Consider the following 26,800-nt stretch of genomic DNA (forward strand, 5'->3'; position numbering starts at 1 on the left):
CATGGCGGACTTCGATGTAATCATAGTGGGCGGTGGCGGCGCAGGGCTGTCGGCGGCCATCGAGGCGACGGAGGCCGGCGCGTCCTGCATCGTGCTGGAGGCGGATACCAAGTTGGGCGGCGCGACTGCGCTGTCGGCAGGCGTGTTCTACGCCGCCAATACCTCGGTGCAACGCGAGGCGGGAATCGCCGATGATACCGCTGACGCGATGTTCGAATATGTCATGGCGGTCAATCAATGGGCGGTAAAACCTGACATCTTTCGCATCATTTGCGATGAGAGCGGGCCGACGATTGAGTGGTTGCGCGGGCTGGGCACGCGCTTCCCGCCCCAATTCCTCGTCAAGTCGGGCGTCGAGAGCGTTGCGCGCGGGCATTCGAGCGAGGGCGCGGGCGGCGGCATCGCCGATGCGCTGATCAACAAGGCCGGCGCACTCGGTATCGAAACTGCGCTGGACACGCGGGTCGAGCGCCTGCTGGTCGAGGACGGTCGCGTCGTCGGCGTGCGGGCGGGGGGCATGGACCTGCGCGCACCGGTGATCATCGTCACCACCGGTGGCTTTGGCAACAGCGCGACGATGCGAGAGAAGCACTTCCCGAGTGCGGCACAGCATGGCGAATGGACCTGGGCGGTGCATGATCCCGCTCCGTTCATCCTGGGCGATGGACTTACGATGGGCGAGCAGGTCGGGGCCGCGATCGTCGGTCACGACACCGGGCTGGTGCTGCCGACATCGGGTGTCGGCAAATTTGTCGAGGCATTTCTGCCCCCTTGGGTGATGCTGGTCAATGAAGAGGGGCGGCGCTTCGTCCCGGAGGTCGCGGCTTATACGATCTGCGGCTATCTGATCAACGAACAGACCAATGCGCATGCCTATGCCATTTTCGACGAACCGACGCTGATCGAGGCGAGCAACGACGTCAGCTACCTCGATCCCTACAATTCCGGGCTGGCGACACCGACCTGGGAAGAACGCACGATCCGCTCGCGGCTCACCGAAGGAAAGGTGTTCAGCGCGCCAGCTCTGGAGGCATTGGGCGAGCAATGTGGCGTCGACGGCGTGGCTCTCGCCGAGACCGCGCGGCGTTACAACGAAGACATCGCCGAGGGCATTGATCGGCAATACTTCAAGAAGGCCAAGAAGTTGTTCCCCGTGGCCAACGCCCCTTTCTATGCGGTCGAAGTGCGCGCGGCGATTATCGGCGTGACCGGTGCCGGGCTGGACGTGGATCGCGAATGCAGGGTGCTCGACGGAGAGGGGCGGACCATTCCCGGCTTGTACGCTGCGGGCGAGGTGCTGGGTGTCATTCACGGACGGCGCTACGCCGGCGGTGGGCTCAGCATCGGGCCGGCGGTCATCCTGGGACGCAAGGCGGGGCAGAATGCGGCGATCGCCGCGCGCCAGGCCGCGTTGATCGACGCTTGAGCGGCGGTTTCGCCAGCGTCGATGTCGCGGACGGCATTGCCACGGTAACGCTGCGACGGGCTGAACGGCGCAACGCGCTGCATCCGGCCGCGCATCACGAACTGGCGGAACATTGGGATCGGTTGGCGGCCGATCCTACGCTGCGCGTGGTTATTTTGACGGGTGAGGGGCCGGTATTCTGTGCCGGTTACGATCTGCTCGACAATCTTGATACGGGGGTGATGGACCTCCCCGCCAGCGGTTTCGGCGGTTTGACGCGACGCACGGATTTTCCGGTCCCGCTGATCGCCGCGGTCAATGGCCCGGCGATGGGCGGCGGGTTCGAAATGGCACTGGCCTGCGACCTGATCGTGGCGAGCGACACCGCGCGGTTCGCGCTTCCCGAACCGAAAGTCGGCTGGGCTGCGCTTGGCGGCGGCATACAGCGGCTCCCGCGCGCAATCGGTATCAAGCAGGCGATGGGCATGATCCTGACGGGGCGTACCATCGACGCGGAAGAGGCGCTTGCGCTTGGTCTGATCAACGATGTGGCACCCGCCGAACTTCTCATCGACGCGGCGCGGCGTTGGGCCGGGCAGATCGTCGCCTGCGCGCCGATCGCAGTGCGATGCAGCAAGCAGGCGGCGTATGCGGGGCTCGATATGCCGCTCGCGGCGGCGCTCGATCCCGCGAATCATCCGCTCGCATCCGCAGTGTTGGCCAGCGATGATGCTGAGGAGGGGAAGCGCGCGTTCGCAGATCGCCGTCCTCCTCGATGGAGAAATCAGTGACCCAAAAGACGCAAACAAGGTTTGCTGGCGTACTAAATTTGTGCGAGATATATATGGAATCGCCGACGGCGTAAGCAGCAACAATCTAGCCGCGATCTGATCTGGCGCAGCGGATGATGGGTGTGTGCTTACGTCGATGAAGATCAGATCCACGCGGTGCGGAATGCTTCCCGAGCCTTCGCACCGACGCCGACGAACGAGAGGAATGAGAATGAGTCTGTTGGAAGGTCGCGTCGCGATCGTTACTGGTGCCGGACGCGGTCTGGGCCGCGCGCACGCGCTGAAGCTCGCGGAACATGGCGCGAAGTTGGTGATCAACGATCTTGGGTCGTCCTCGTCGGGTGAAGGTGTCGATCAGACTCCGGCGCAGGAGGTTGTCGCTGCGATCGAGGCGATGGGGGGGCAGGCGGTCGTCAACACGTCCGACGTCTCGAACTGGAATGCTGCGCAGGAGATGGTGCAGCAGGCCGTCGACACGTTCGGTCGGCTCGACGTGCTGGTCAATAATGCCGGCATCCTGCGCGATCGCATGCTCGTCAACATGACCGAAGACGAATGGGATACCGTGGTGAAGGTGCATCTGAAGGGCACGTTCGCACCGATCCACCACGCCGCCAATTACTGGCGGCTGGAATCGAAGGCGGGACGGCCGGTCGATGCGCGCATCATCAACACTACGTCGCACTCCGCGCTGTTCGCCAACATCGGTCAGGCGAACTACGCTTCGGCAAAGGGCGGGATCGCCACGCTGACGCAGCTCGCCGCACGCGAACTGGGACGGATCGGCGTCACGGTCAACGCAATCGCACCACGCGCCGAAACGCGCATGACCGCCGGCCTTAGCGAAGGCCAGAGCGAAGAACGCATGGCGCGGCGCGACCCGGAATGGATCGCGGCGATGGTCGCCTGGCTCGCCAGCCCGGAATCGAAAAGCATCTCCGGCCGGATTTTCGAAACCTGGGGCTATGGTTATTCGGTGATCGAAAGCTGGCAGCATGGGCCGCAGATGGAAGCGAGCCGGGACCCGACCGAAATCGGCGAGGGCGTGAAGCGCATCGCAGGGTTCGCGCGCCCCAATGCCGGGATCGATCGCAACACTTGGCTCAACCCGTAAGAACTGGGGACGAAAATGGCTACCGAAGTATTGCTGCCCAAACTGGGCTTCTCGATGAACGAGGGTGAACTTGTCGAGTGGATGGTGGCGGACGGCGCGCAAGTAACCGCCGGCGAACCCCTGTTCGCGCTGGAGAGCGATAAATCGACCAACGAGGTCGAAGCGCCCGCCTCCGGCACGCTGAAAATCCTCAAGCAGGCGGGCGAGACATATGAAGTCGGTACGGTCATCGGCGAGATCGGGTGATGCGTGATGTCCCGTCGATCCTGGCAGGACTGGCCCCGATCCCGGATGCCGACTTCGCCGAATTCGGCGACGTCGAGGTCGCAGCCCTGTCGAAGATCCAGCAGCTGACCGGCGCGTTCCTCGGGCGTAACTGGGTCACGATTCCCCATGTCACGCATCATGACGAGGTCGACGTCACCGAAGTCGAAGCGCGCCGTATCGCCTGGAATGCCGCCAATCCGTCATCCAAAGTCACGCCGGTCGCATTGGTCGTGTGTGGCATGGCACGCGCGCTCGCCGAACATCCCAAGTTCAACAGTTCGCTAGGCGCCGACGGCAAGACCATCGTGCAGAAGCGCTATATCAATATCGGCGTGGCGGTGGATACGCCCAAGGGGCTGCTGGTGCCCGTGCTGAAGGGCGTCGATGGCAAGTCTCTGGTGGAAATTGCGGGAGAACTGGCTGCCACGGCAGAGAAGGCCCGCAACCGGGGATTGCCTATGTCGGAGATGTCGGGGGGTAGCATGACGCTGTCGTCGCTTGGCCATATCGGCGGCACGGCCTTCACGCCGATCATCAACGCGCCGGAAGTTGCGGTGTTGGGTGCACTGGCAATCCAGCAGCGGCCTGGCCCGGGGATCGACGGCGGAATAGAATGGCGTAAGATGCTACCGCTGTCGCTCAGCTACGACCACCGCGTCATCAACGGCGCGGACGCCGCACGTTTCGTCCGGTCGGTGGGCGCGGCGATGGCCAATCCCGCGCTGTTCGGATGAGCGAGATGGTCACGAAACGCGCCCGGTCCACTGCGCCGGCGCTGGACCTGACCAACCTGATGCTACCCGGAGATTATCCCAGCCATCACGCCGCGCGTGCGCCGGGAGCGCTGGCGATCGTCTGCGGTTCTCGACGCTGGACCTATGCCGAACTCGACCGGGCCTGCGACGCTTTCGTGACGGTGCTGCGCGACTATGGCATCGGTCCCGGCGACCGGATCGCTTATCACGGCAAGAACAGCGACCTGTATTTCCCGGTGTTGTTCGGGGCGATGCGTGCCGGCGTGGTGCTGGTACCCGTTAATTGGCGCAATACGGCGATCGAGACCCGTCACGTCCTCGACGATAGCGGATCGAAGCTGATTATCGTCGACGCCGAATTTGTGTCGATCGTCCAGGCGGCGAGCGAGGCTGTGCCGATTCTGCTGGTCGATGACGACGCCGGCGCTGACAATCTGCGCGTACGCCTCGAGAGGACCCAGCCTGCGGAACGCCATCCGATGCAGGCCGATGCCACGGCGTTGCAACTGTACACCAGCGGTACCACCGGCCGGCCCAAGGGCGTTCTAACCACCCAGTTCGCGATTGCGGCGCAGCGGCAGGCCGAACGCGAAAGTGGTCACTTCGACGACTGGCGGGACGACGAAACGCTGTTCTCGCCACTACCGAATTTCCACATCGGCGGAATGTCCTGGGCGCTTACCGCGTTCGTGCGCGGGTTGCCGCTGATCATCACCGCCGATCCTTCACCCCCGGCAATCCTGAACGCGATCATCGAACATGGGGCGACGCGATCGTTCATGGTGCCGACGCTGGTGCGGGCTTTGATCGACGAGATGCAGGCCCGCGGGCTCGAGCGATCGAGCCTGCGCGGTATCCATTATGGTGCGGCGGCGATGGACCCGCACTTGCTCGACCGATCGGTCGACACACTGGGTTGCCGGTTTCTGCAATATTACGGCATGACCGAGCTTGGCGGCAGCGTCACCATTCTCGGTCCGACCTATCACGATACGCGACGTCCGCATCTGTTGCGCTCCGTCGGACGACCGATGCCCGGTTTCACGATCGAGATCCGTAGCCCCGACGCCGAACCGGTGGCGGTCGACACTCCCGGCGAAATCTGGATCAGGGGCCCAAGCGTCACTGCGGGCTATTGGCAGCGTCCGGAGGCAACGGCCGAGGCGCTGGTCGACGGCTGGTACCGATCCGGCGATGGCGGGCGAATCGACGAAGACGGCTTTCTTTATCTGACCGACCGGATCAAGGACATGATCGTGTCGGGTGGCGAAAATGTCTATCCCGCCGAAGTGGAAGCGGCGCTGCGTGAGCATCCTGCGGTGCTGGATTGCGCGGTCTTCGGCCTGCCTCACGACAAGTGGGGTGAGGGGGTGACGGCGGCGGTCGAAGTGCGACCGAACCATTCCGTCACGGCGGACGCGCTGATCGCATTCGCACGGGGGCATCTCGCGGCCTATAAAATTCCGCGACGGATCGAGTTGGACATCGTGCTGCCACGCACCGCGACGGGAAAGGTACAGCGCGGGGCGCTGCGGGCGACGTTCGCCGAAAAGACGCGCGATTGATCCTTGCCGGGAGCGGTTGCAGCTGACAGCTGAACGACGCGACGGATCACGCCAGTCGGGCGGGGTCGGTTCGCAACCCGGCGCCGCCGGCCGGTGCGGCGGCACCGGCTCGGCACGGACCGGAGCGCCTCAGACGTCTTATTATCAGGCGTATCGTGCCGAGCATCGATCGAGAACGATCTCGTCACGCTCTTCGACGACCGCGCGGAACATCACTAAGCCGGCCGCTTCTTCGAAGAAGTCGATCCGGATCGTTTCGCCTGGCATCACAGGCTTTGAGAACCGCGTGAACATACCAGTCAATCGCGCCGGATCATTGTCGCAATATGACGCGAGGACCGCGCGGCAGGCGATACCGTTGGTGCAGAGACCATGCAGGATCGGCGCCGCAAACCCCGCCTTGGCGGCGATGGCGGGATCGGCGTGCAACGGGTTCCAGTCGCCGCTCAGGCGGTAGATCAACGCCTGGCGCGGCAGCGTCGGGATCGACACCGAACGATCGGGCGCGCGATCGGGTAACAGCCCCGCGGCTGCCGGCGGGGTGCCGAACCCGCCTTCTCCGCCATTCCCGCGCAGGAACAGCGTGGATCGGACGGTGGCGACATGCGCGCCGGACGCGCTGTCGTACAATGCCTTTTCCTGATGGAGCAGCGCGCCGCGGCCTGCGCCCTTATCCTCCAATGCCGCGACCCTGTATTCCCCGCGCATGCGACTTGTGGGCGGCAGCGGCTGGTGGATCGTAAAATCCTGTTCGGCATGCAGGATCTTGACCCAGTCGATGCCGAATTCCGGTCGTTGCGCCCAGAAACCCGGGTGGCACAGGAGGTTGACGTAGGACGGCACGCTCCGCAAACCGCCTTCGTAAACGAAGGGTAGTTCGGACGCATCCAGTGGGTCGGAACCATAGCCTAGGCCCAGCGCGTACAATATCGTCTCGCGCTTACCATATTCTTGTTCGATCGCATCGATGTGCATCGTGCGCAGCGCTTCAACATCCATAATAAAACTCCGTCAGGCGTCGCCGATGAAAATCAGCTTCTTGCCGCTGTTCGTGCCGGCAAAGAGGGTTTCGAGCGCCCCTGTAATCTGGTCGAAACCGGGTTCGATATCTTCGTCATAAGCGAGCGCGCCGTCGTCGATCAGGTCGGACAGCGCATCGATCGCGGCGCCGAAACGTGCGACGTGATCGAAGATGTAGAAGCCGCTCCATGTCAGCACGCGTGTGAGGATTTCGCGCTCGGGACGCCAGCCAGCGGGCGGGGGTGACCAGTTGGCCGTGGCGGCCGTGCCGCATTGGATGATGCGGCCGTGCTTCGCCATCGCACGGATCGCATGGTCCGCGATCCAACCGCCTGTATTGTCGAAATAGATCGAGAACCCTGTCGGCGCGGCGGCGGCAAGAACTGTCGGGAGATCGATACTCTTGTAGTTGAACGCCGCGTGGTAGCCGTAGCGCGACGTGCATCGTGCGACCTTTTCGTCGCTGCCGGTCAGGCCGATAACGCGGCTGCCCTGCGCGCGGGCGATCTGCCCGACGACGCTGCCGACTGCGCCCGCCGAGGTGGACACCAAGACGGTATCGTCCGGTCCGGGTGGTGCAAGATCGGCAAGGGCGAGCCAGGCCGTAACGCCCGGCATGCCCAGTACCCCCGCATAGGATGAGGCTGCTGCGCGGGGGATGGGCACGTGCGAAAGAAGATCATCGCGCGTCGCGGCAGCGAAATCCTGCCAGCCGAGAAAGCCATAGACGAGGTCGCCGGGCTTGATGGTCGCCTCGCGACTCTCCTGTACGACGCCCACGGAAAGGGCACGCATCGGCGCGCCCAGAGCCATGACCGCCGGGTTGGCCGCCCAGCCGCGCTGTACCGGATCGGCCGACAGATAGAGGTTGCGCACCAGGAACTGGCCGTCGCTGATCACCGGCACGGCATCGCTGACGATATCGAAGTCCGTAGCCAACGGCACGCCATCGGGCCGGCGTCCGAGCACGACGCGGCGGTTTTTGCCGGGAATGGTATATTTGGGAATCACGGCGTGGGCAGCCATTCACCGATCGCCGGGCGAATTGCCACGATCTGCTCCGTGCCGGCGAAGATCCCCGCCGCCGTGAACGGGTCGCCTGCGATCAACGCCTGTGCCGCTGCCAGATCGGACGTTTCGATCAGGAAACTGCTGCCGCATGGCCGGTCCTCGTCGAGCATCGCGCCGGCCACCTTCACGACGTCCCGCCGGGCCGCCCAATAATCCAGATGGTCCTGCCGATGCGCAATTCTGAGATCGAGCGCGCCGGGGCGGTCTGGCGCAAGGATCAGGAAATAGGGCATGATACTCTCCGCGTCGCAAGCGATTCAGCTTGATGGTAAGCCAGCGTACCAATAAGAGTGTTTCGTGGGAAGGTGCTTTCGACGCCTGAAGGGGAGATGAGATGGATCAGTCACGCTACAAGGCGCTGAAAATCGAGCGGACCGGCCGTGTGCTGACGATCGCGATCGACCTGCCGGACAAGGCGAATGCCGTTACGCACGAGTTGCACGAGGAAATGGCGCGCGTCTTCGACGATGCTGCCGACGATCCCGACAGCGATGTGATCGTGCTGACCGGCGCAGGGTCGGTTTTCTGTGCCGGCGGAGATATGAACTGGCTGGCCGACGAACTCCGCGAGGGTCTTTCGCCGTTCGTCATTGAAGCGCGCACGATGAAGCGCATCGTCCACTCGCTGCTGGATTGCCCCAAGCCCGTGATCGCCAAGGTCAATGGCGATGCGATGGGCTTCGGCGCGACCATCGCGCTGTTGTGCGATGTGGTATTCGCGGCAGAAGGCGCGCGTTTCGCCGATCCGCACGTCAAGGTGGGACTGGTGGCGGGGGACGGAGGTGCGCTGATCTGGCCGCAGTTGATTGGCTTCGGCAAGGCCCGCCATTACCTGCTGACCGGCGACGCCATCGAGGCTAGCGAGGCCGAGCGATTAGGATTGATCGCCTTTGCGGTTGCGCCGGATGCACTGGATGACGCGGTCGCGAAATATACCGACCGGATGGCGCGGGGCGCGCAGACGGCAATCCGCTACACGAAGGTGACGACCAACATCGCGCTGAAGCAGTTGCTCACATCGGTGTTCGAGGCGGGGGTCGCCTATGAAGGACTGTCGCGCCATACCGACGATTATCGCGAGGGCGTTACCGCGTTCCTGGAGAAGCGACGGCCCGGATTTACCGGGCGCTAGGGGAGGGGCCGTCCCGCGCGGCAAGCGTTCGGCAGCGCATTGACGGAGCGGTTCGGCGCAATGCCGCGAAAAACAGACGTCGGCGCTTATGCTGTCGCCTCAGTGTTTTGGATCGGCATAGCGGTTTAGCAGGTTCGGTGCGCTTGCGGTTCCGGGATCGCCTACAGATCGTCCTCCGCGGATTTCAGCAGACTACCGAATTCCTCGGTTTTTCCGTTCAGCGCGGCTTCCTCGTGGATATCCTTGAGATTGAGCTTTATCTTGAACATGACCTTCTCGGCGATCTTCGCTTCCTCGGCCGAAACGCCGCGCATAATGCGTTTGTTCGCTTTCGAGGCGACAGCGATCATCAACCGGATCGTCTCATAGCCCTGTTCGGTGATGAATACCCGTCGTGCGCGTCCATCGCTACTGTCCGCCCGGCGCTCGATATGCCCGGTCGTCTCCATGCGCTCCAGCAGGCCGCCGGCGGTCACCTTGCCTATCTCGAGCAGGCGCGCGAGGTCGACCTGGGTCATGCCCATATTGCCGCTGCGGGACAGTGCACTCAGCATCGCCCATTGCGAGCGAGTGATGCCGTACGGCCGCATAATATCATCCATAATGATGCGGCGCAGTCGTGAAACGTCGTGGATGAGGTATCCGAAGCGGAATTGTTTTGCGGACGGGCGCCGGACCGGCTCAGCTTCTCCATCTTCGACACTTAACGTAACTTTGGTATCCATGTTTGCGCGCTCACTACTTTGACGAGCCACTTGATATGACAGCCTCGATTGAGAGGCAATCCGCCGCGCACCGCGGCCTACCGTTTAAATCACATTCTGATTGAGCCGATAACGGCAAACACCTCGTATTACCGATATTTCGTCAGCCCTTTAGTTATGATTTTCGTTCGAGTCCGAAACATGGATCAAGCTGCAGGCATTGACACGCAGCGGCTTTGAAATAGTAAGCCTACATACCATCCTCAAAGAAAGGAACGGCGTTGGGTGTCAAGGCCGACGATATAATCGAATATGAGGGGTTTGGCGTCTCGGTTTCCGAAGGCGTACTGACGATAAGCCTGAACCGCCCGGAGCTTGGCAATGCGTTGCCAAGCGCGGCCATTCCCCAGCTCGATGCGCTGTTTCGTCAGATCGGCGCGCGGGCCGATGTTCGGGTCTTGCTGATCCGTGGCGAAGGTGCCTCCTTTTGCGCGGGGGGCGACGTCAAAGGGTTCGCCGAAACGATCGATCATTCGCCAGAGGTGCGACGCACGGATTATTTTGCGCGAATGGACCGTGCCCGATCGCAGATGGAGGCTTATCTCGCCTTGCAATGTCCGGTGATCGTCGCTTGTCAGGGTGCTGTGGCCGGGGCGGCCGTGGCCTATCCGTTGGGCGCCGATATCGCGCTGGCGGAGCCGGGTGCGCGCTTTGTCTTCCCGCATCAGCGCCTGGGTCTGCCACCTGACGGCGGGCTGACCTATCTGCTTCCTCGCATCGTCGGCGTGCGCAAGGCGTCGGAACTCGCGCTGACGGCGGCGACGATCGATGCGGCGGAGGCGCTGAGGATCAGGATCGTCAGCCGGATCGTGCCGGCTGACGTATTGCAGCAGGAAGCTTTTTCGATCGCGCGGCGCATTGCTGCGGCTCCGCGCGGCGCGGTTCGCCGCGCACGGGCGCTGTTGCGCGAGTCGCTGGCGCACACTGCAAGCGAGCAGCTCTCGGCGGAACGCGATGCGATCGCGGATTCGGTGGCCGAGCCCGATTTCGAGGAGGGCGTACGCGCATTCATGGACAAGCGGCGCGCGGTTTTCCCCTCGACTCGAGAGTGATGCGATTGGTGCGGGGTTTGTGGCGGCACATCGTGCCGGTTGCGCGACCGATCGGAAGATAGTAAGCAAGCGAACGAATAAAAACATGCGGCATCGTGCCGCGGTACCGATGGAGAGAATGTTGGACATCAGGTTGTCCGAAGAGCAGGAGGCGATCCGCGACGGCGTGAAGCGGGTCTGCGACCAGTTCGGCGACGAATATTGGTCGAAGAAAGACCAGGAAAAGGCCTTTCCCTTCGAATTCCACAAAGCGATGGCCGATGCCGGCTGGCTCGGCATTACGATGCCGGAGGATCTGGGTGGCGCGAATCTCGGCGTCACCGAGGCGGCTATCATGATGCACGAGGTGGCGGCCAGCGCAGGCGGCTATTCTGCCGCTTCGACGATCCACCTGAACATCTTCGGGCCTCATGCGGTCGTGGTCAATGGAACCGCTGAGCAGAAGGATCGCATGCTGCGGCCGCTGATTGCCGGCGTGGACAAGGCATGTTTTGGCGTGACCGAACCGGACGCCGGGCTGGACACCACCAGCATCAAGACCTTCGCGACCAAGGTGGATGGCGGCTACCGCGTGACCGGGCGCAAGATCTGGACGTCCTCGGGGCAGGTCGCGAACAAGATCCTCTTGCTGACGCGCACCACGCCCAAGGAGGAGTGCCGCAAGCCCACCGACGGTATGACGCTGTTCTACACCGATCTCGATCGCGATCAGGTCGAGGTGCGTCGAATCGACAAGATGGGCCGCAATGCCGTCGACTCGAATGCCACCTTCATCGACGATTATTTCGTGCCTGATGCCGATCGCATCGGCGAGGAAGGCAAGGGCTTTCACTATATCATGCACAGCCTGAACCCCGAGCGGGTGCTGGTCGGTATCGAGGCGGTCGGCCTCGGGCGCGGCGCACTGGCGCGAGCCGCGCGCTACGCTGGCGATCGTAGTGTGTTCGGGCGACTGATCGGGCAGAATCAAGGCATCCAGCATCCGCTCGCAGAGAACTGGATCTACCTCGAGAGCGCCTACTGGATGATCATGCGCGCCGCCTATCTCTACGATAACGGCCTGCCGTGTGGCGCGGAGGCCAATGCCGGTAAGTTCCTGGGTGGTCGGGCCGCATTCGACGCCTGCACGCGCGCCGTGATGACGCACGGCGGTATGGGCTATTCGACGGAGTATCAGGTCGAACGGCTGTTCCGCGAATCCATCCTGCTGCGCATCGCGCCGATCACCGAACAGTTGATCTTGAGCTTCATCGCCGAGCGGCAGCTCGGCTTGCCCAAATCCTATTGAGAGAATCGATGAGCGAATTTGGTATCACGGCGTTCGGCGCATACGTTCCCCGTCTCAGGATCGATCGTGCGATCATCGCCGATGCGCACAAATGGGCGGTGCCCGGACTCAAGGGGCAGGCGAAGGGATCTCGGGCCTTTGCCAGCTGGGACGAGGATGCGATCACCATGGCGGTAGAAGCCGCGCGCGACGCGCTGGGTGACGGCGGCGCGAGCCGGATCACGGCGGTGCGGCTAGCTTCGACCAATCTGCCCTATGCCGATCTGCAGAATGCCGCGATCGTCGCGGGGGCGCTCGACGTACCACCGAACGCGGCGACTTCGGATTCGACCGGTTCCCAGCGCGCAGGTACGTCGGCGTTGCTGCAGGCGCTGCAAGGCGGCGGAACATCGCTGGTGATCGGTTCGGACAATCCATCGGCCAAGCCCGCGAGCACGCAGGAACTCAGTTTCGGTGCCGGCGCGGCGGCGTTCCTGGTCGGCAGCGACCGGATCGTCGCGCGCTTGATCGGCGCGGCATCGGTAACGTCGGTGTTCGTCGATCACTTCCGCGCCGCCCATGCCGAAAGCGATTATAACTGGGAGGAACGCTGGGTCCGCGACGAGGGATATGGCAAGATCGTGCCAGCCGGCGTGAAGGCGGCGTTGGCCGACGCGCAACTCTCGATCGGCGACATCCAGCATTTCGTCATGCCCTCCTACCTCCGCGGGTCGGCCGATGCGGTCGCCAAGAAGCTGCGCTTCGAGGGTGAGGTCGCGAACGCACTCGACGCCGGCATCGGTTACGCCGGTGCGGCACAGGCGTTGCTGATGCTCGCCGCGACGCTCGAAAAGGCACAGCCGGGCGATCGTATCCTGCTGGTCGGCTTCGGCCAGGGTGTCGACGTTCTGGTGTTCCAGGTAACCGATGCGATCGCGCAGGCCAAACCCGCGCGCGGCGTCGCGGGTTCGATTGCCGAGGGCGTGGCGACCGACAGCTACCTGCGGATGTTGTCCTTCGACGGCGGGCTCGACATGGAATGGGGCATGCGGTCGGAAAAGAGCGGCAAGACCGCGCTGACCGAGCAGTTCCGTTCGGCCGGCCAGCTAGAAAGCTTCAACGCCGGCCAGTGCGGCGCATGCGCCACCGTCCAGTTCCCGCAGCTGCAATATTGCGTGAAATGCCACGCGCCGAGCGCCGGGTTCGAACAGATATCGCTACGTGACGCATCGGCCAAGGTGCTGACATCGACCGCCGACTGGCTGTCCTACCACCCCGCACCGCCGCTCTACGTTGGCTTCGTCCAGTTCGACAACGGCGCGCGCATGCTGATGGAAATGGTGGACATCGGCCGCGATGGCATTGCGGCGGGTCAGCCGTTGCGCATGGTCTATCGCATCAAGGAGAAAGACCGGCAGCGTGGCTACAACCGGTATTTCTGGAAATCCACGCCGCTGCTGGCGGCCTGAGGAGCAACGAACATGGCCACGGGAATCAAGGACAAGGTCGCAATCCTCGGCATGGGCTGCTCGAAGTTTGGCGAGCGGTGGGACGCGGGCTCGCCCGAACTCATGGCAGAGGCGTTCGAGGAAGCGCTTGCCGATGCAGGGATCGAGCGCAATCAGATCGATGCGGCATGGTTCGGGGTGTGGGGCGACGGTATCAACGTCGGCAACTCGTCGATCCCCGCGGCGATGGCGCTGCGGCTGGAGGGTATCCCGGTAAGCCGTGTCGAGAATATGTGTGCGACGGGCACCGAGGCGCTGCGCGGCGCGGTTTATGCGGTCGCCAGCGGTGCGGCGGACATAGCGCTGGCGATCGGCGCCGAGAAGCTGAAGGATACCGGTTTCGGTGGGTTGCCGCCGCCCTTCAAGGGGACGTTCAACGACATGTGGATGCCGATGGGCTCCGCACCCGCGGGCTTCGCTCAGCTCGCCCCCCTATTACCGGGCGAAGTACGGCACCACGGCAGAGGATCTGAAGCGGGCGATCAGCCATGTGTCATGGAAGAGCCATCAGAACGGTGTGCATAGCCCCAAGGCGCACTTTCAGAAGGCCGTGTCGATGGACACGATCATGAACGCGCCAATGATCTCCGATCCGCTTGGACTGTTCGATTGTTCGGGCGTGTCCGACGGATCGGCGTGCGCGATCGTCTGCACGCCGGAGATCGCGCGTGCGCTGGGCAAAACCGATGTCGTTACCGTGAAGGCATTGCAATTGTCGACCAGCTCGGGTCGCGAGACCCAGACCACCGACTGGGACGGCAGTTATGTCGCGACCACCCGGCAAGCCGCGGCGCGCGCGTATAAGGAAGCGGGGATCACCGATCCCAAGACGCAGATCTCGTTGTCTGAAGTGCACGACTGCTTCTCGATCACCGAATTGGTGACGATGGAGGATCTGGGCTTTTCGGACGATGGCCGCGCAGTCTTCGATGTGCTCGACGGGAAGTTCGATGCCGGTGGCGCGATCCCGTGCCAGATCGATGGCGGCCTGAAATGCTTCGGTCACCCGATCGGTGCCTCGGGACTGCGCATGGCTTATGAGGTCTACACCCAGCTGCTCGGCCGGGCCGGAGCCCGACAATTGTCGAACCCGACGATCGGCCTGACCCACAATCTTGGCGGCGTGCCCTATCAGGGTATCGCGGCGATCTCGATCCTAGGGCTGATGAACTGATGGCCGGGTTGTGGTTTGACGAGCTGACGGTCGGCCAGACCTTCCAGCATGCCATTCGGCGCACGGTGACCGAGACGGACAATGTGCTGTTTTCCACGATGACGCACAATCCGGCGCAATTGCATCTGGATGCCGAGTATATGGCCTCGACGCCCTACGGTCGGCCACTGATGAATTCGTCATTCACGCTGGGGTTGATGGTCGGCATCTCGGTCGGCGATACGACCCTCGGCACAGCGGTCGCCAATCTCGGCTGGGACGAGGTGCGGTTTCCGACGCCGCTGTTCGCGGGGGATACGGTACGCGTCGAGACCGAGGTCATCGAATTACGCGCATCGAAATCGCGGCCGGATCAGGGAATCGTAACGTTCCTGCACCGGGCCTTCAACCAGAAAAACGAACTGGTCGCATCGTGCAAGCGGTCCGGGCTGCAACTCAAGAAGCCGGCATGACGGCCTTGCGCTCGTTTCTGTTCATCCCCGGCGACAGCGCGAAGAAGCTGGCCAAGGTCGACGATTGCGGGGCGGATGCCGTGATCCTCGATCTCGAGGATGCCGTCGCCATCGCCAATAAGTCTGTCGCGCGCGAAATGGTCACGGCGTTCCTCAAGGAGCGACCGCGCGCCGGACGGACGGTGCAGCTCTGGGTGCGGATAAATCCGCTGGACACCGAATGGGCCGTCGACGATCTCGCCGCGATCGTGGCGGGCGATCCCGACGGGATCATGCAGCCTAAGACAAACGGCCCAGAGGACGTGCGTACGCTATCCACGCAACTCGACAGGCTCGAAGCCGCCAACGGCCTGCCCGCCGGCGATATCCGCATTCTACCGGTCGCGACCGAGACGCCGATCGCGCCGTTCCGGCTGGGCGATTTCGCACAGGCGGGGCTGACGCGGCTTGCAGGGCTGACATGGGGTGCCGAGGATTTGTCGGCGGCGATGGGTGCGAGCACCAACCTCGGCCCGGACGGGCACTGGGCCTTTACGTATCAACTGGTTCGATCGCTGACTCTGATGGCCGCCCACGCGTCCGGCGTTCCGGCCTTTGAAACGCTGTATGTCGATTTCAGGGACGATGACGGGTTGCGCTCGTCGTGCCGGGCGGCGCGGGCGGAGGGCTTTGCGGGACGGATCGCAATTCATCCGGCTCAGGTGGCCGCGATCAACGAAAGCTTTTCTCCGAGCGACGACGAGATCGCCTTCGCCCGCCGCGTAATCGCGGCGTTCGAGGCCGAGCCGGCTGTCGGTACCGTAGGGATAGACGGCAAGATGTATGACATTCCCCATTTGAAAGCGGCGCGGCGTACGCTGGAGTCGGCGCTTTGATAAACGTCGCGCATGTCAGCGGCAGCCTTGTCGAACGCGACCTGTTCGATGCCGATCACGATGCGTTTCGCGATACGGTCCGCCGCTTCGTCGAAACCGAATTGCAGCCGTATCACGCGCAATGGGAAAAGGATGGCATCGTCCCGCGTGAGGCGTGGCTGAAAGCGGGCGAGATCGGCATGCTCTGCCCGACGATCCCGGAAGAATATGGCGGTATCGGCGCGGACTGGCTGTATTCGATCGTGGTGATCGAGGAGATCACGCGCGCCAATGTCACCGGTCCCGGCTTCATGGTGCATAGCGAGATGGTCGCGCCCTATATCCTCGCCTGGGGAAGCGAGGATCTGAAGCGCGAATGGCTGCCGAAGATGATCGCGGGCGAGGCCATCGGCGCGGTCGGCATGACCGAGCCGGGCGCGGGCAGCGACCTGAAGGCGATGCGCACCCGCGCGATCCGCCAAGGCGATAGCTATCATATCGACGGGCAGAAGACGTATATTTCGAATGGCGCGCAGTGCGATCTGATCGTGCTTGCCTGCAAGACCGATCCCGATGCCGGCGCGCGCGGCGTCAGCCTGATCGCGCTGGACGCCGACCAGCCGGGATTCGAACGTGGCCGCCGGCTGGACAAGATCGGGCTCAAGGCACAGGACACGTCGGAATTGTTCTTCAACGACGCAATCGCCCCCGTCGCCAACCGGCTTGGCGAGGAGGGGCAGGGGTTTGGCATGCTGATGACCAAGCTGGCGCAGGAGCGTCTGGCGGTCGGCGTGAAGGGAATTACCGCCTGCGAGGCGGCGCTGCGTTGGACGGTCGAATACGTCCAGGAGCGCAAGCTTTTCGGCGGCGCGCTCGGAGACATGCAGAACACGCAGTTCGTGCTCGCGCAGCTCGCCGCCGAAATCGGGCAGGGCCGTGTTTTCGTCGATTGGGGCATCAGGCGCTTCATGGCCGGCAAATTGAACGCGGTGGATGCCTCCAAGATCAAGCTGCTTATCACGGAGCTGAACGGCAAGGTGGTCGACCAGTGCCTGCAGTTCTTTGGTGGGTACGGCTATATGAACGAATATCCGATCGCTCAGGCCTATGTCGATGCTCGCATCAGCCGGATCGCCGGCGGTGCGAACGAAGTGATGCGGCAAATCATCGCGCGCGACCTGTTCCGGCGCAACTGATCAAATTAGGAGAGGAAAACGATGTCGAACTATCCGAAACCGGATGCGGCAACGCTGCTTGAAATCTACAAGAAAGCGACGTTGATAAAGCAGAACGACGAGCGTGTGATCCGGCAGATGAAGGCGGGCAAGCTCGTCACGCCCTATTACAGTCCTCGTGGTCAGGAGATCATCCCCTCCGCCCTGTCGGTCAGCCTGGACGACGACGATTATATCTGCACGATCTATCGTGGCGGGCACGACATGCTCGCCAAGGGCTTTCCGCTCGACATCATGTGGGCCGAACTGGCCGGGCGCGCGACCGGGTCGTGCAAGGGCAAGGGCGGCCCGATGCATCTGACCTATCCCGAAAAGGGGATCATGGTCACCACGGGGATCGTAGGATCGTCGATGCCGATCGCGACCGGGCTCGGCTGGGCGGCGAAGATGGACGGCAAGAACCGCGTATCGATCGCCAATTTCGGTGACGGTGCGTCGAACATCGGCGCGTTCCACGAAAGCCTGAACCTGGCCGCCTTGTGGAAGCTGCCGGTGATATTTCTCTGTCAGAACAATACCTATGCCGAGCATACCAGCATGCAGGATTCGACCCTTATCGAACAATATTCGATCCGGGGCGCCAGCTACGGCATGCCGGGCGTAACGGTGAACGGCAACGATCCGGATGAGATGTACGGAGTCGCCAAGGTGGCGATCGAGCGCGCGCGCGCGGGCGAGGGGCCGACGCTGATCGAGGCGATGACGTTCCGTTTCAATGGTCACCTCGTCGGTGAAGCCGGCCATTACATGGACAAGGACGCCTATGCGAAGGCGCAAGGTGTGGATCCGGTGCCATTGCTCCGTCAGCGGCTGATCGACGACGGCATCGCGAGCGAGGACGAAATCGCCGCGATAGAGGCGGACATCGATCGGCGTATCACCGCGGCGATCGAAGCTGCCGATGCCGCGCCATTCCCCGATACGACCGAGCTGAAGCGCGACGTCTTTGCCCATGAAATCGCGTGAGAGGATAGGCCATGACCGATACTGATGTGCAGAACGCGAATGCCGACGCCAATGTCGTCGCCAAGAAGATGACGCTGATCGAGGCGATCAATCTGGCGCTGGCGGATGCAATGGAAGCCGATCCGAAGGTCGTTGCCCTCGGCGAGGAGGTCGCCGACAAACAGGAAGGCGGCGTGATGGGGGTCACGAAGGGGTTGTCGACGCGGTTCGGCGACGATCGGGTTCGGTCGACGCCGATTTCCGAACAGGCGATCATTGGCGCGGCGATCGGCGCATCGATCGGCGGCTATCGCCCGGTCGCCGAGATCATGCTGATGAACTTCGTCACCGTGGCGATGGACATGATCACCAACCATGCCGCCAAGCTGCGGTTCATGTCTGGTGGCCAGACCAACGTGCCGATCGTCATCCGCACCATGACGGGATCCGGCTTCTCCACCGGCGGCCAGCATAGCGACTATCTGGAGGCATGGTTCGCCCACACGCCTGGGATCAAGGTCGTGGCCCCGTCCAATCCTGACGATGCGTACGGGCTGATGCGCTCCGCGATCGAGGACGACGATCCCGTGCTTTTCATCGAACATCTGCCGAGCTACTGGACCCCCGGGCCGGTCAGCCGCCAGCATGTTCCGATCGGCAAAGCCAGGGTGGCGCGCGAAGGCAACGACGTGACGCTGATCGGTCATTCGCGCGCGATCGGTGATGGCCTGGCGGCGGCCGCCATTCTCGAAAAGGAGGGGCTGTCCGTCGAGGTGATCGACCTTCGCACTATATCGCCGTGGGATCGCGAGACGGTGATCGCGTCGGTGCGCAAGACCGGCCGTGCGCTGATCGTGCATGAGGCTGTCCGGCAGTTCGGGATCGGAGCGGAAATCGCCGCGACGATCCAGGAAGATTTATGGGGCGTCCTGAAGGCACCCGTGAAGCGTCTGGGCGGCGCGTTCAGCCCGGTTCCTTTCTCCAAACCGCTGGAGACTGCATTCGTGCCAAGCCAGGACGACATCGTCGCGACGATCAGGCACCTCGCGGCGGCGGGGTAAGGGCGATGCAGAACAAGGTCATCATCACCTGCGCGGTGACGGGGTCGATCCATACCCCGTCCATGTCGCCTTATCTTCCGGTCACCGCCTCCGAAATCGCCGATGCCGCCCTGGGTGCCGCGGAGGCAGGCGCGGCGATCGTCCACCTCCATGCGCGCAATCCGGAGGATGGTCGCCCCGACCAGAGCCCGGAAGCTTTCGAACCGTTTTTGCGGGTCATCAAGCAACGTAGCGATGTGGTCGTAAACCTGACGACCGGTGGCTCGCCTTACATGAGCGTGGAGGAGCGTATTCGGCCGGCGGCAGTCTGGAAGCCGGAGGTCGCGAGCCTCAACATGGGATCGATGAATTTCGGCCTGTTCCCGATGTTGAACCGCTTCAAGACCTTCCGGCATAGCTGGGAACCGGAAATGCTGGAGGGCAGTCACGATCTCGTATTTCGAAATAGCTTCAAGGACATACGTTACGCGCTGGAAACGCTGAACAAGACCGGCACGCGCTATGAGTTCGAATGCTATGACACGAGTCATCTGCACAATCTGCACTATTTCTACACCGAAGGTCTGGTTCAGGCGCCACTGTTCATCCAGACCGTCTTCGGACTCCTGGGCGGAATAGGCCCCCACCCGGAAGAAGTCCTGCACATGAAGCGAACGGCGGACCGGCTGTTCGGTGATGCGTATCACTGGTCGCTTTTAGGCGCGGGGCGGAGTCAAATGCCCATCGCCGCAATGGGGGCCGCGATGGGCGGCAATGTCCGTGTCGGGCTGGAAGACTCGCTATGGGCTGGCAAGGGCAAGCTCGCCGAAAGCAACGCCGCACAGGTCAGGCAAGTGCGACAGATCGTCGAGGGGCTGGGCCTGGAAATCGCCACTCCGGATGAGGCGCGCGCTATTCTCGCGCTTAAAGGTGGCGATAACGTCGCATTCTGAGGCCGTGCAGCCACGGTGGCCGGTTCTTTACCGGCCATCGGCTTCGCGAGCGATGGCGATCGGTTGTTTGCCAACGGCCAAACGTCAGAGAAATTAGGTGAGGTCGTGCTTGGGCCTTGACCCCGGTTCGATATCATGATGGTAATCTAGCGAACTAATAAAAGGGAGAGGCTTTATGCAGGTAGTTGGTCGGCAGGTCCGTATCGCGCGCTCGTGCGTCGTATGCATCAAAGGGTTCGGAGCGCTGTCGGCGCTCATGGCGCTCTGCATCAGTTTCTACGCAAAAGGTGTCTTCCTCTAATTCACATCGCTTCGTGCAGGAGGGGGCTGCCAGAGCCAGTGCGCCGATGGTAAGTCGTCGCTACGTAGGACCTTGGCATGCCCTTCGCCGCAAGCCTGCCATCCGATTTCATCATTTCAGTTCTCACCAGCGGAATTCGCCCGTGATGATGATGTCGTTCGCTCCCTCGGTTGCTGCGCAATATGGAGGACCGTCTGCTCTGGTTGCGGCACAGATCGAATGGGTTTGTGGAAAGCGTTGGCTAATTACCAAGGAGCTGATTCCGGTTTCCGCTTACGAGCGCGGTCAGCCACGAATTGAAAACCCGCACACGCTGTAACTGGCGCATGTCCTGATGGGTCACCATCCAGAAACTGCGTTTGATGTGGACCTCCGGCAGAATGCGGATCAGTCGCGGGTCTGCATCCCCTATAAAGCACGGAAGAACGCCAATCCCCACGTCCGACGCAATAAGCCTGTGTTGCGCCAGGATCGACGAACTGCGCACAGTTGGGACAAGCGCATTGTCGATCTCGCCTAGATATCGCAGTTCCGGGGCGTAGAGCAGATCCGGAATGTACCCGACTAGCGTGCGCTGCCGCAGAGTCTCGGTATCCATCACCTGGCCACTTCGTGCCACATAGTCATGGGACGCGTACGCGCGAAGCCCATAGTCGGCGAGCTTGGCGCTGACGACCGGACCTGCACGCGGCCGCGCCAACAGGATGGCGATATCAGTTTCACGCTTGGATGGGCTGAGAAACCCGCTACTGGCCACGAGGTCTACCGTTAGTGCTGGAAATTGTTCGATAAACGTACTGAGATGCTGGGCGATGAACCAGGCGCCGAAGCCTTCGGATACGCTGACGCGCAAAAGGCCGGCGAGTTCCTTTGCGGTGCTGGCCCGTTCGTCGATCTGGTCGGCAGCGCGTTGCATGGCCTCAGCATGCGCAAAAAGTCGCTCACCTGCCTCGGTCAGGACCTGGCCTTCACGCGTTTTTTCGAAAAGCGTCTGTCCGAGTGATGCTTCCAGCCGCCGAAGCCTTCGACCAATGGTGGTCGCGTCGACGCCAGTAGACGCCGCGGCGCGAGACAGCTGGCCGGTCCGGGCCACTGCCAGGAAGTCCTGGAGATCATTCCACCGGGGCTGCATAATTGCAGGCCACATTCGCACAAGCATATGTCGTCTGCAATCTTCCGGAAGTTCAGCCTCACTAAAAAAGTGAGCATGTGTATTATCGTCTGATCGCGTGGCAGTCGGGGGGGGCGTCGGACCGGCGATGTCTACGATCCCGATACCAGGGAAGTGTAGGCAAGCGTCGCCTTGGGCGATCGGGCGTTGCTCGATATTGCGGTCGCGGCGGCGCAGAAAGCGTGGCAGCGCCGGGCCGGCAACCAATTCGCAGCGCTGGGCGCTTGTGACGTCCTATTTCAAAGGGGTCGGTCGAACGGGATATGGATGCAGTAGCCCAGGTGGTTGATACCCGACCTTACATCGGACGTCCGGACAGCGCGTCGTCGATCGCACGAAGGCGCAGCGCAACGTCTGCGCGCCAGGGGGCATCCATCGGCGTCTGCGCCAATAGCCTGGCCCATAACGTGCGTGCCTGTGCCAGTTGGCCGCTTTTCGCGTAGGCGAGTCCCAGGAAGAACGGCGGTGCCGGGTGCCGTGGCGACAGTTGCGCCGCGCGGCCGAAGGCCAGGGCGGCGGCGGGGGTGACCATTCCGTCGCCGTGGACGACCAGAGCGTTGCCGAGGCCGACCCACAGTTCCACGCTGTCGGACCGGCCGGCGAGCGCGGATCGCAGCATCTGGATCGCTTCTAGATCCTGACCGCGGGTCTGAAGCGCATCCGCGGCCGCGAGCGTCCGCTCGTCTTCGGTGGCGCCGCCGAACAGGGCATCGCGCAGCATCGCGAAATCGCTGGCGGGGCGGAGCGTGTCGGCGCGCGGGGGCGGAGGCCGCCCTGTCAGTCCCGGGCTGCCTTGCCATGCATAGCCGCCGACCGCGAGCAGCAGTGCCGCCGCGAGCAGCTCGACGCTTCCCTGCGGAAAGCGCCCGAAGCGCCACAAGGCCGCGCCGACCGCCGCCGTGAGGGCAATCAGGATCAGCCATCCGTTCATGAAGCGCGGGGCCGCCGGCGGAAGCTGTTCCGCGCGATGACGGCGCCGGCCAGCACCAACAATATTGGCAACGCCCAGAGCGGCCAGGTGATCGCGCTCAAAGGCGGATCGTAGCTGACCCAGTTACCGTATCGCCGGACCAGCCACGCGCGGATCGCCTCGGGCCGCTCGCCCGCGGCGATCCGGCGGCGTACCAGCGCCCGCATGTCGCCGGCCATGTCCGCGTTGGAATCGGCGATCGACTGCCCCTGGCAGACCAGGCAGCGCAGCGTCTGCATCAGGGCATTGGCCTCCGCCTCCTGCCGCGGGTCGGGCAATTGCGTGTCGCTGAGCGCGGCGGCAGGGACGCCCGACTGCGCGGCGGCGGGCACCGTGGCGGACACTGCGGCGGAGAGCGCCAGGATCGCGAGCCATGTCTTCATTGCAATGCCTTGACCGCTGCGATCAGCCCGGGAACATCCTCGGGCCGGATCTCGCCGATCTTCTGCGCACGGATCACGCCGCTTCGATCCACCACGAACGTCTCCGGCACGCCGGACGAGCCGAGCGCCATCTGCACGCGGCTGTCCACGTCGCTGCCGATCGAGCGATAGGGATTACCATATTGGCCCAGGAACCGTTCGAGGTCCTCCGGCCGGTCGCGGATCGCGATCCCGTCGATCGGCACGCCCGCATCCGCGAGCGCGGCCAGTTGCGGTGCCTCCGACGCGCAGGGCACGCACCAACTGGCGAAGACGTTGATCAGCCCGGCGCGCCCCGTCGCCCGACCGGATACGAGCCCGGGACGCGTCATCGAAGCGGCGGGCAGGGCGATGTCGGGCATCGACTGGCCGACAAGCTTCGATCCGATCGTTCGGTCGGCCGGACGCAGCAATCCGCGCGCGAAGAGCCCGAGGAACAGCAGGAAGGCGAACAGGGGCACCCATAAAAGCCAGCGGACGCGATGCCGTTTCATGCGGCTGCCTCCAGGGTATGCGAACGCCGCTCGCGCAGCACCCGGCCCAATAGCGACAATGCGCCGCCGATCGCCACCAGCACGCCGCCAAGCCAGATCAGCGTCACGAACGGCTTCCACCACAGACGCAACTGCCAACGGCCCTGCTCGTCGGACTTTCCGAGCACGACATAGAGCTGGCCGTCCGCCACGGTCCGGATCGCCGCTTCGCTCGTTTCGGTCGGCGGGGCGGAGAAGGCGCGCGCCTGCGGATGCATGACATGGCCTTCGCCGTCGCCGCGGCGGGCCGTGAGCGTGCCCTGTATCGCGGTCCAGTTTTCGCCGGCGACCGGTTCCACGCCGTCGAAACGCACTTGCCACGGCCCGACATTTTGCGTCTCGCCCGGCCGCGCCGCAACCAGCGCCTCCTGCGTGAAGGCGGCTTCGGAGGCCATCCCCGCCAGCGCGACCGCGATCCCCAGATGTCCGATCACCATGCCATAGGTGAACAGGGGGTGCGGAGCAGACGCCGCTTCCACAACGGGGCGACGCTCGCCACCGCCGCCCCCGCCGCTACCGTCAGTCCGGCGAGCGGCAGCAGGCGGATCGACGGGAAACTCGCCCAGGCCGCGATCGCCACCGCCAGCGTGACCGCCGCCGGAACCGCGATCCTTTTGAGGACCGCGCGCGCATCGTCGCGGCGCCAGCGCACCTGTGGCCCGACGCCCATCAACGCCACCAGGATCAACGCCAGCGGCCCCGCCGCCGCGTTGAAATAGGGCGGCCCGACCGACAATTTGTCATCGGTGACGGCCTCGACCACGAGCGGGTACATCGTCCCGATCAGCACGATCCCCAGAATGGCCGACAATAACAGGTTGTTCGCGACCAGCGCCCCTCCCGGCTCACCGTGTCGAAGCGCTGCCCCTCGCGCACGGTGCCGACGCGCAGCGCGAACAGCGCCAGCGCCCCGCCGATATAGATCGTCAGCAACACCAGGATGAATCCGCCGCGCCGCGGATCGACCGCGAAGGCGTGAACGCTCGTCAGGATCCCCGACCGGACCAGGAAGGTTCCGACCATGCTCATCGAAAAGGCGACGACCGCCAACATGATCGTCCATGCGCGTAACCCGTCGCGCGTCGCCAGCACCGTGACCGAGTGCAACAATGCGGTGCCGGCGAGCCACGGCATCAACGAGGCATTCTCGACCGGGTCCCAGAACCACCAGCCGCCCCAGCCCAATTCGTAATAGGCCCAATAGCTGCCCGCGGTGATACCGAGGGTCAGGAAGATCCACGCGCCGAGCACCCACGGGCGCATCGCGCGGGCGAAGGCCGGCCCGACATTGCGTGTCACCAATGCCCCGACCGCAAACGAGAAGGCGACCGACAGTCCGACATAGCCGAAATACAGGGTGGGCGGATGGAAGGCGAGCCCGGGATCCTGCAGCAACGGGTTCAGCCCCAACCCCTCGATCGGCGCCGGATCCAGCCGCGAGAACGGGTTTGACGCGAACAGCAGGAACGCGAAGAAACCGATCGAGATGAACGCCTGCGCGCCAAGCGTCGCCACCAGCGTCCGTTGCGGCAAGCTGCGCTCGATCAGCGCGACGACGCCGCCGGCCACGCCGAGCACCGCGACCCAGAGCAGCATCGATCCTTCATGATTGCCCCATGTTCCGGCAAACCGGTAGAGCAGCGGCTTCTGGCTGTGATCGTTGGCCGCGACCAGCGCGACGGACAGGTCGACCCGCACGAACAATGCGATCAGGGCGATCAGCGCGCAGCCCGTCATGAGGCCCTGCGCCACCGCCACCGAACGGACCGGCCGGAGCAACGCGTCGCGACCGCCGGTCAGCCCGAGCACGGCCAGCGTCAGTTGCAGCACAGCCAGTGCCGCCCCCAACCATAAGGTCGCCAGTCCGACCTCGGCGATCACGTCCGGTCCCCGCGGATCGACGAGCGCCGCGCCATCGAATCATGGACGGACGATATAATGCCATCCCGCGCGGCTGATCGCGAAACCGCGCGGTCTACGCTCGGATATAGTATCGGGCTGGCTGAGGCAGGCATGTTTAGCCGCTGCATAGGCGTAGTTTTTAACATGCGATAGAACCGATCGCTGTTTCTATTGGCGATTTTCATTGGCGGTACTGAGTTCTTTTTCGGAGCGGTCGAGGCGCGATCCTATGACCCGGTCAAGCGATCCAAATCGTTAGCCGGGACGAGGCAAGGCGCGCTCGTTCCGGACCGGAGGGATGGGGCGGCGGGAATCCGATCTGCGTCTGGCAAGGCGTCGGCAGGCATGGCAAGAGCGCCGGATCAGGGGAGGATCCATTGCTCGACACCCACGACACCAGCCGCAACATTCCGAAACAATATACCGCAAATGCGATCGACATGCTGGTGGCCGTCCATCGCGCGCATGTGACGTTGAGCCAGATGGCGGACCAGAAAGCGAGCATCCTGATGGGCGCGACCTTCGTGATCTTCACGATCACGATCGGGCAGGCCAAAGGTAGCGGCGCGCCGCTGCCCCTTTTGATCCTTGGCGGGTTCGCGTTCTTCGCGGCTGTGCTGGCCGTGCTGGCGATCCTGCCGCACGTGCGAACCGTCCGCTCGTCGCGACCTAACCTACTATTCTTCGGGTCTTTCTGCCAATTGGGCGAGGACGAATATATCGCCCGATTGTGCGAGCAGATGCAGAGCGACGATACCATCTTCGCGACGATGGCGCGCGACATCTATCAGAATGGCAAGGTACTGGAACACAAGAAGTATCGCCTGCTGGGATGGGCCTATCGCGTCTTTCTGGTCGGGCTGACGATCAGTTTCCTCGCGATCGTCGCTCAGTATATTTCGGGCTCGGGCTTTATCGGGCACATCTAGCTGATCATGGCGGTCGCGCCGGCCTGCGATCAGCCTCCGGCATCGTGCACGTGTTGAATGCCGTGGAGTATCGACAAACGCCGGATTGATTTGGGCAGCGTGCGCGGATGAATCGGTTTTAGGACGGACGTCGCGCCGACGTCTTCCTGTGCGCAAGTGCAGGCGGAAGTGACTTTGGCCGCACCTATTTAGCTTCTTTGTTTCGTCG

Annotated in this window: 27 protein-coding genes and 1 pseudogene; 19 read left to right on the forward strand and 9 right to left on the reverse strand. The window is 63.4% G+C overall.

The window, feature by feature from the left end; translation table 11 throughout:
* The first annotated feature begins 1 nt into the window (after nt 1).
* The 6 genes from H5J25_RS20485 (at nt 2) to H5J25_RS02375 (ending at nt 5,897) form a co-directional block, all read left to right on the forward strand.
* The gene (locus H5J25_RS20485; protein WP_225883293.1) at nt 2-1,426 is read left to right on the forward strand and encodes an FAD-dependent oxidoreductase; all 1,425 of its coding nucleotides are present in this window, start codon (nt 2-4) and stop codon (nt 1,424-1,426) included.
* The gene (locus H5J25_RS02355) at nt 1,423-2,196 is read left to right on the forward strand and encodes an enoyl-CoA hydratase-related protein (protein ID WP_225883294.1); all 774 of its coding nucleotides are present in this window, start codon (nt 1,423-1,425) and stop codon (nt 2,194-2,196) included. Before H5J25_RS20485 ends, H5J25_RS02355 begins: the two co-directional genes overlap by 4 nt.
* A 211-nt stretch (nt 2,197-2,407) precedes the next feature.
* Nucleotides 2,408-3,310, forward strand: a complete 903-nt coding sequence (locus H5J25_RS02360; RefSeq protein WP_202094388.1) for an SDR family oxidoreductase — start codon at nt 2,408-2,410, stop codon at nt 3,308-3,310.
* Nucleotides 3,311-3,325: 15 nt separating this feature from the next.
* A complete protein-coding gene (locus tag H5J25_RS02365; RefSeq protein ID WP_202094390.1) occupies nt 3,326-3,556 on the forward strand; it encodes a biotin/lipoyl-containing protein in 231 nt (76 codons plus the stop codon).
* Nucleotides 3,556-4,311, forward strand: coding sequence for a 2-oxo acid dehydrogenase subunit E2 (locus H5J25_RS02370; protein ID WP_202094392.1), 756 nt, complete (start codon nt 3,556-3,558; stop codon nt 4,309-4,311). Before H5J25_RS02365 ends, H5J25_RS02370 begins: the two co-directional genes overlap by 1 nt.
* Entirely contained in the window at nt 4,308-5,897 is a 1,590-nt protein-coding gene (locus H5J25_RS02375; protein ID WP_202094397.1) for a class I adenylate-forming enzyme family protein, read from the forward strand. The genes H5J25_RS02370 and H5J25_RS02375 overlap by 4 nt, the downstream gene beginning before the upstream one ends.
* Nucleotides 5,898-6,041: 144 nt before the next feature.
* Here the strand turns inward: H5J25_RS02375 and H5J25_RS02380 are convergent, their stop codons facing one another.
* From H5J25_RS02380 to H5J25_RS02390, 3 genes are read right to left on the reverse strand one after another with little or no spacing between them, the layout of a single operon-like run.
* Nucleotides 6,042-6,896: a MaoC/PaaZ C-terminal domain-containing protein gene (locus tag H5J25_RS02380; protein ID WP_202094399.1), complete on the reverse strand. Its 855-nt coding sequence runs from the start codon at nt 6,894-6,896 to the stop codon at nt 6,042-6,044.
* Nucleotides 6,897-6,908: 12 nt separating this feature from the next.
* Entirely contained in the window at nt 6,909-7,943 is a 1,035-nt protein-coding gene (locus H5J25_RS02385; RefSeq protein WP_202094400.1) for an MDR family NADP-dependent oxidoreductase, read from the reverse strand.
* Nucleotides 7,925-8,221 carry a YciI family protein gene (locus tag H5J25_RS02390; RefSeq protein WP_202094402.1) on the reverse strand — a complete coding sequence of 99 codons (297 nt, stop codon included), beginning with the start codon at nt 8,219-8,221 and terminating at the stop codon, nt 7,925-7,927. Before H5J25_RS02390 ends, H5J25_RS02385 begins: the two co-directional genes overlap by 19 nt.
* A 101-nt stretch (nt 8,222-8,322) precedes the next feature.
* On the opposite strand from H5J25_RS02390, the gene H5J25_RS02395 reads away from it, so the two are divergent.
* Nucleotides 8,323-9,120: an enoyl-CoA hydratase/isomerase family protein gene (locus H5J25_RS02395; protein ID WP_202094404.1), complete on the forward strand. Its 798-nt coding sequence runs from the start codon at nt 8,323-8,325 to the stop codon at nt 9,118-9,120.
* 161 nt (nt 9,121-9,281) lie between these two features.
* Here the strand turns inward: H5J25_RS02395 and H5J25_RS02400 are convergent, their stop codons facing one another.
* The gene (locus H5J25_RS02400) at nt 9,282-9,875 is read right to left on the reverse strand and encodes a MarR family winged helix-turn-helix transcriptional regulator (protein WP_202094407.1); all 594 of its coding nucleotides are present in this window, start codon (nt 9,873-9,875) and stop codon (nt 9,282-9,284) included.
* A gap of 335 nt (nt 9,876-10,210) precedes the next feature.
* On the opposite strand from H5J25_RS02400, the gene H5J25_RS02405 reads away from it, so the two are divergent.
* From H5J25_RS02405 to H5J25_RS02450, 11 genes are read left to right on the forward strand one after another with little or no spacing between them, the layout of a single operon-like run.
* Nucleotides 10,211-10,936 carry an enoyl-CoA hydratase/isomerase family protein gene (locus H5J25_RS02405; RefSeq protein ID WP_263973970.1) on the forward strand — a complete coding sequence of 242 codons (726 nt, stop codon included), beginning with the start codon at nt 10,211-10,213 and terminating at the stop codon, nt 10,934-10,936.
* Entirely contained in the window at nt 10,839-12,224 is a 1,386-nt protein-coding gene (locus H5J25_RS02410) for an acyl-CoA dehydrogenase family protein (RefSeq protein ID WP_225883295.1), read from the forward strand. The genes H5J25_RS02405 and H5J25_RS02410 overlap by 98 nt, the downstream gene beginning before the upstream one ends.
* Before the next feature lie 8 nt (nt 12,225-12,232).
* Entirely contained in the window at nt 12,233-13,672 is a 1,440-nt protein-coding gene (locus H5J25_RS02415) for a 3-oxoacyl-[acyl-carrier-protein] synthase III C-terminal domain-containing protein (protein WP_202094410.1), read from the forward strand.
* Between the two features lie 12 nt (nt 13,673-13,684).
* On the forward strand, nt 13,685-14,236 hold the full coding sequence (locus H5J25_RS20490) for a thiolase family protein (protein WP_225883296.1): 552 nt from the start codon (nt 13,685-13,687) through the stop codon (nt 14,234-14,236).
* Nucleotides 14,202-14,885: a thiolase C-terminal domain-containing protein gene (locus H5J25_RS20495; protein WP_263973953.1), complete on the forward strand. Its 684-nt coding sequence runs from the start codon at nt 14,202-14,204 to the stop codon at nt 14,883-14,885. Before H5J25_RS20490 ends, H5J25_RS20495 begins: the two co-directional genes overlap by 35 nt.
* Nucleotides 14,885-15,337: a MaoC family dehydratase gene (locus H5J25_RS02425; protein WP_202094412.1), complete on the forward strand. Its 453-nt coding sequence runs from the start codon at nt 14,885-14,887 to the stop codon at nt 15,335-15,337. The genes H5J25_RS20495 and H5J25_RS02425 overlap by 1 nt, the downstream gene beginning before the upstream one ends.
* Nucleotides 15,334-16,212, forward strand: coding sequence for an HpcH/HpaI aldolase/citrate lyase family protein (locus tag H5J25_RS02430; RefSeq protein WP_202094414.1), 879 nt, complete (start codon nt 15,334-15,336; stop codon nt 16,210-16,212). The genes H5J25_RS02425 and H5J25_RS02430 overlap by 4 nt, the downstream gene beginning before the upstream one ends.
* Nucleotides 16,209-17,387, forward strand: coding sequence for an acyl-CoA dehydrogenase family protein (locus H5J25_RS02435; protein WP_225883297.1), 1,179 nt, complete (start codon nt 16,209-16,211; stop codon nt 17,385-17,387). Before H5J25_RS02430 ends, H5J25_RS02435 begins: the two co-directional genes overlap by 4 nt.
* Nucleotides 17,388-17,408: 21 nt before the next feature.
* Nucleotides 17,409-18,392, forward strand: coding sequence for a thiamine pyrophosphate-dependent dehydrogenase E1 component subunit alpha (locus tag H5J25_RS02440; protein WP_202094416.1), 984 nt, complete (start codon nt 17,409-17,411; stop codon nt 18,390-18,392).
* Nucleotides 18,393-18,403: 11 nt separating this feature from the next.
* Nucleotides 18,404-19,432, forward strand: a complete 1,029-nt coding sequence (locus H5J25_RS02445; protein ID WP_202094418.1) for an alpha-ketoacid dehydrogenase subunit beta — start codon at nt 18,404-18,406, stop codon at nt 19,430-19,432.
* 5 nt (nt 19,433-19,437) lie between these two features.
* Nucleotides 19,438-20,364, forward strand: a complete 927-nt coding sequence (locus H5J25_RS02450) for a BKACE family enzyme (protein ID WP_202094420.1) — start codon at nt 19,438-19,440, stop codon at nt 20,362-20,364.
* Between the two features lie 542 nt (nt 20,365-20,906).
* Here H5J25_RS02450 and H5J25_RS02455 read toward each other — a convergent pair.
* From H5J25_RS02455 to H5J25_RS02475, 5 genes and pseudogenes are all read right to left on the reverse strand, one after another.
* Nucleotides 20,907-21,797, reverse strand: a complete 891-nt coding sequence (locus H5J25_RS02455) for a LysR family transcriptional regulator (protein ID WP_202095916.1) — start codon at nt 21,795-21,797, stop codon at nt 20,907-20,909.
* Nucleotides 21,798-22,134: 337 nt separating this feature from the next.
* On the reverse strand, nt 22,135-22,767 hold the full coding sequence (locus tag H5J25_RS02460) for a tetratricopeptide repeat protein (protein ID WP_202094422.1): 633 nt from the start codon (nt 22,765-22,767) through the stop codon (nt 22,135-22,137).
* Nucleotides 22,764-23,189 carry a cytochrome c-type biogenesis protein gene (locus H5J25_RS02465; RefSeq protein ID WP_202094424.1) on the reverse strand — a complete coding sequence of 142 codons (426 nt, stop codon included), beginning with the start codon at nt 23,187-23,189 and terminating at the stop codon, nt 22,764-22,766. The genes H5J25_RS02460 and H5J25_RS02465 overlap by 4 nt, the downstream gene beginning before the upstream one ends.
* Nucleotides 23,186-23,722, reverse strand: coding sequence for a redoxin family protein (locus tag H5J25_RS02470; RefSeq protein WP_202094426.1), 537 nt, complete (start codon nt 23,720-23,722; stop codon nt 23,186-23,188). Before H5J25_RS02470 ends, H5J25_RS02465 begins: the two co-directional genes overlap by 4 nt.
* Nucleotides 23,719-25,642: pseudogene (locus H5J25_RS02475) on the reverse strand (heme lyase CcmF/NrfE family subunit). The gene H5J25_RS02470 and the pseudogene H5J25_RS02475 overlap by 4 nt, the downstream one beginning before the upstream one ends.
* A gap of 398 nt (nt 25,643-26,040) precedes the next feature.
* On the opposite strand from H5J25_RS02475, the gene H5J25_RS02480 reads away from it, so the two are divergent.
* Nucleotides 26,041-26,592 carry a Pycsar system effector family protein gene (locus H5J25_RS02480; protein WP_225883299.1) on the forward strand — a complete coding sequence of 184 codons (552 nt, stop codon included), beginning with the start codon at nt 26,041-26,043 and terminating at the stop codon, nt 26,590-26,592.
* The last annotated feature ends 208 nt before the right edge of the window (nt 26,593-26,800 follow it).

It is taken from the genome of Sphingomonas aliaeris, from assembly GCF_016743815.1.
Taxonomy (GTDB): Bacteria; Pseudomonadota; Alphaproteobacteria; order Sphingomonadales; family Sphingomonadaceae; genus Sphingomonas; species Sphingomonas aliaeris.

Bases quoted from the DNA above. Each gene is read 5' to 3' on its own strand.
- H5J25_RS02410 (WP_225883295.1), top strand. From the start codon at position 10,839: ATGCGATCGCGGATTCGGTGGCCGAGCCCGATTTCGAGGAGGGCGTAC.
- H5J25_RS02460 (WP_202094422.1), bottom strand. From the start codon at position 22,767: ATGAACGGATGGCTGATCCTGATTGCCCTCACGGCGGCGGTCGGCGCG.
- H5J25_RS20485 (WP_225883293.1), top strand. From the start codon at position 2: ATGGCGGACTTCGATGTAATCATAGTGGGCGGTGGCGGCGCAGGGCTG.
- H5J25_RS02450 (WP_202094420.1), top strand. From the start codon at position 19,438: ATGCAGAACAAGGTCATCATCACCTGCGCGGTGACGGGGTCGATCCAT.
- H5J25_RS02445 (WP_202094418.1), top strand. From the start codon at position 18,404: ATGACCGATACTGATGTGCAGAACGCGAATGCCGACGCCAATGTCGTC.
- H5J25_RS02390 (WP_202094402.1), bottom strand. From the start codon at position 8,221: ATGCCCTATTTCCTGATCCTTGCGCCAGACCGCCCCGGCGCGCTCGAT.
- H5J25_RS02370 (WP_202094392.1), top strand. From the start codon at position 3,556: ATGCGTGATGTCCCGTCGATCCTGGCAGGACTGGCCCCGATCCCGGAT.
- H5J25_RS02365 (WP_202094390.1), top strand. From the start codon at position 3,326: ATGGCTACCGAAGTATTGCTGCCCAAACTGGGCTTCTCGATGAACGAG.
- H5J25_RS02385 (WP_202094400.1), bottom strand. From the start codon at position 7,943: ATGGCTGCCCACGCCGTGATTCCCAAATATACCATTCCCGGCAAAAAC.
- H5J25_RS02360 (WP_202094388.1), top strand. From the start codon at position 2,408: ATGAGTCTGTTGGAAGGTCGCGTCGCGATCGTTACTGGTGCCGGACGC.
- H5J25_RS02465 (WP_202094424.1), bottom strand. From the start codon at position 23,189: ATGAAGACATGGCTCGCGATCCTGGCGCTCTCCGCCGCAGTGTCCGCC.
- H5J25_RS02430 (WP_202094414.1), top strand. From the start codon at position 15,334: ATGACGGCCTTGCGCTCGTTTCTGTTCATCCCCGGCGACAGCGCGAAG.
- H5J25_RS02455 (WP_202095916.1), bottom strand. From the start codon at position 21,797: ATGCAGCCCCGGTGGAATGATCTCCAGGACTTCCTGGCAGTGGCCCGG.
- H5J25_RS02470 (WP_202094426.1), bottom strand. From the start codon at position 23,722: ATGAAACGGCATCGCGTCCGCTGGCTTTTATGGGTGCCCCTGTTCGCC.
- H5J25_RS02380 (WP_202094399.1), bottom strand. From the start codon at position 6,896: ATGGATGTTGAAGCGCTGCGCACGATGCACATCGATGCGATCGAACAA.
- H5J25_RS02415 (WP_202094410.1), top strand. From the start codon at position 12,233: ATGAGCGAATTTGGTATCACGGCGTTCGGCGCATACGTTCCCCGTCTC.
- H5J25_RS02440 (WP_202094416.1), top strand. From the start codon at position 17,409: ATGTCGAACTATCCGAAACCGGATGCGGCAACGCTGCTTGAAATCTAC.
- H5J25_RS02375 (WP_202094397.1), top strand. From the start codon at position 4,308: ATGAGCGAGATGGTCACGAAACGCGCCCGGTCCACTGCGCCGGCGCTG.
- H5J25_RS02395 (WP_202094404.1), top strand. From the start codon at position 8,323: ATGGATCAGTCACGCTACAAGGCGCTGAAAATCGAGCGGACCGGCCGT.
- H5J25_RS20490 (WP_225883296.1), top strand. From the start codon at position 13,685: ATGGCCACGGGAATCAAGGACAAGGTCGCAATCCTCGGCATGGGCTGC.
- H5J25_RS02425 (WP_202094412.1), top strand. From the start codon at position 14,885: ATGGCCGGGTTGTGGTTTGACGAGCTGACGGTCGGCCAGACCTTCCAG.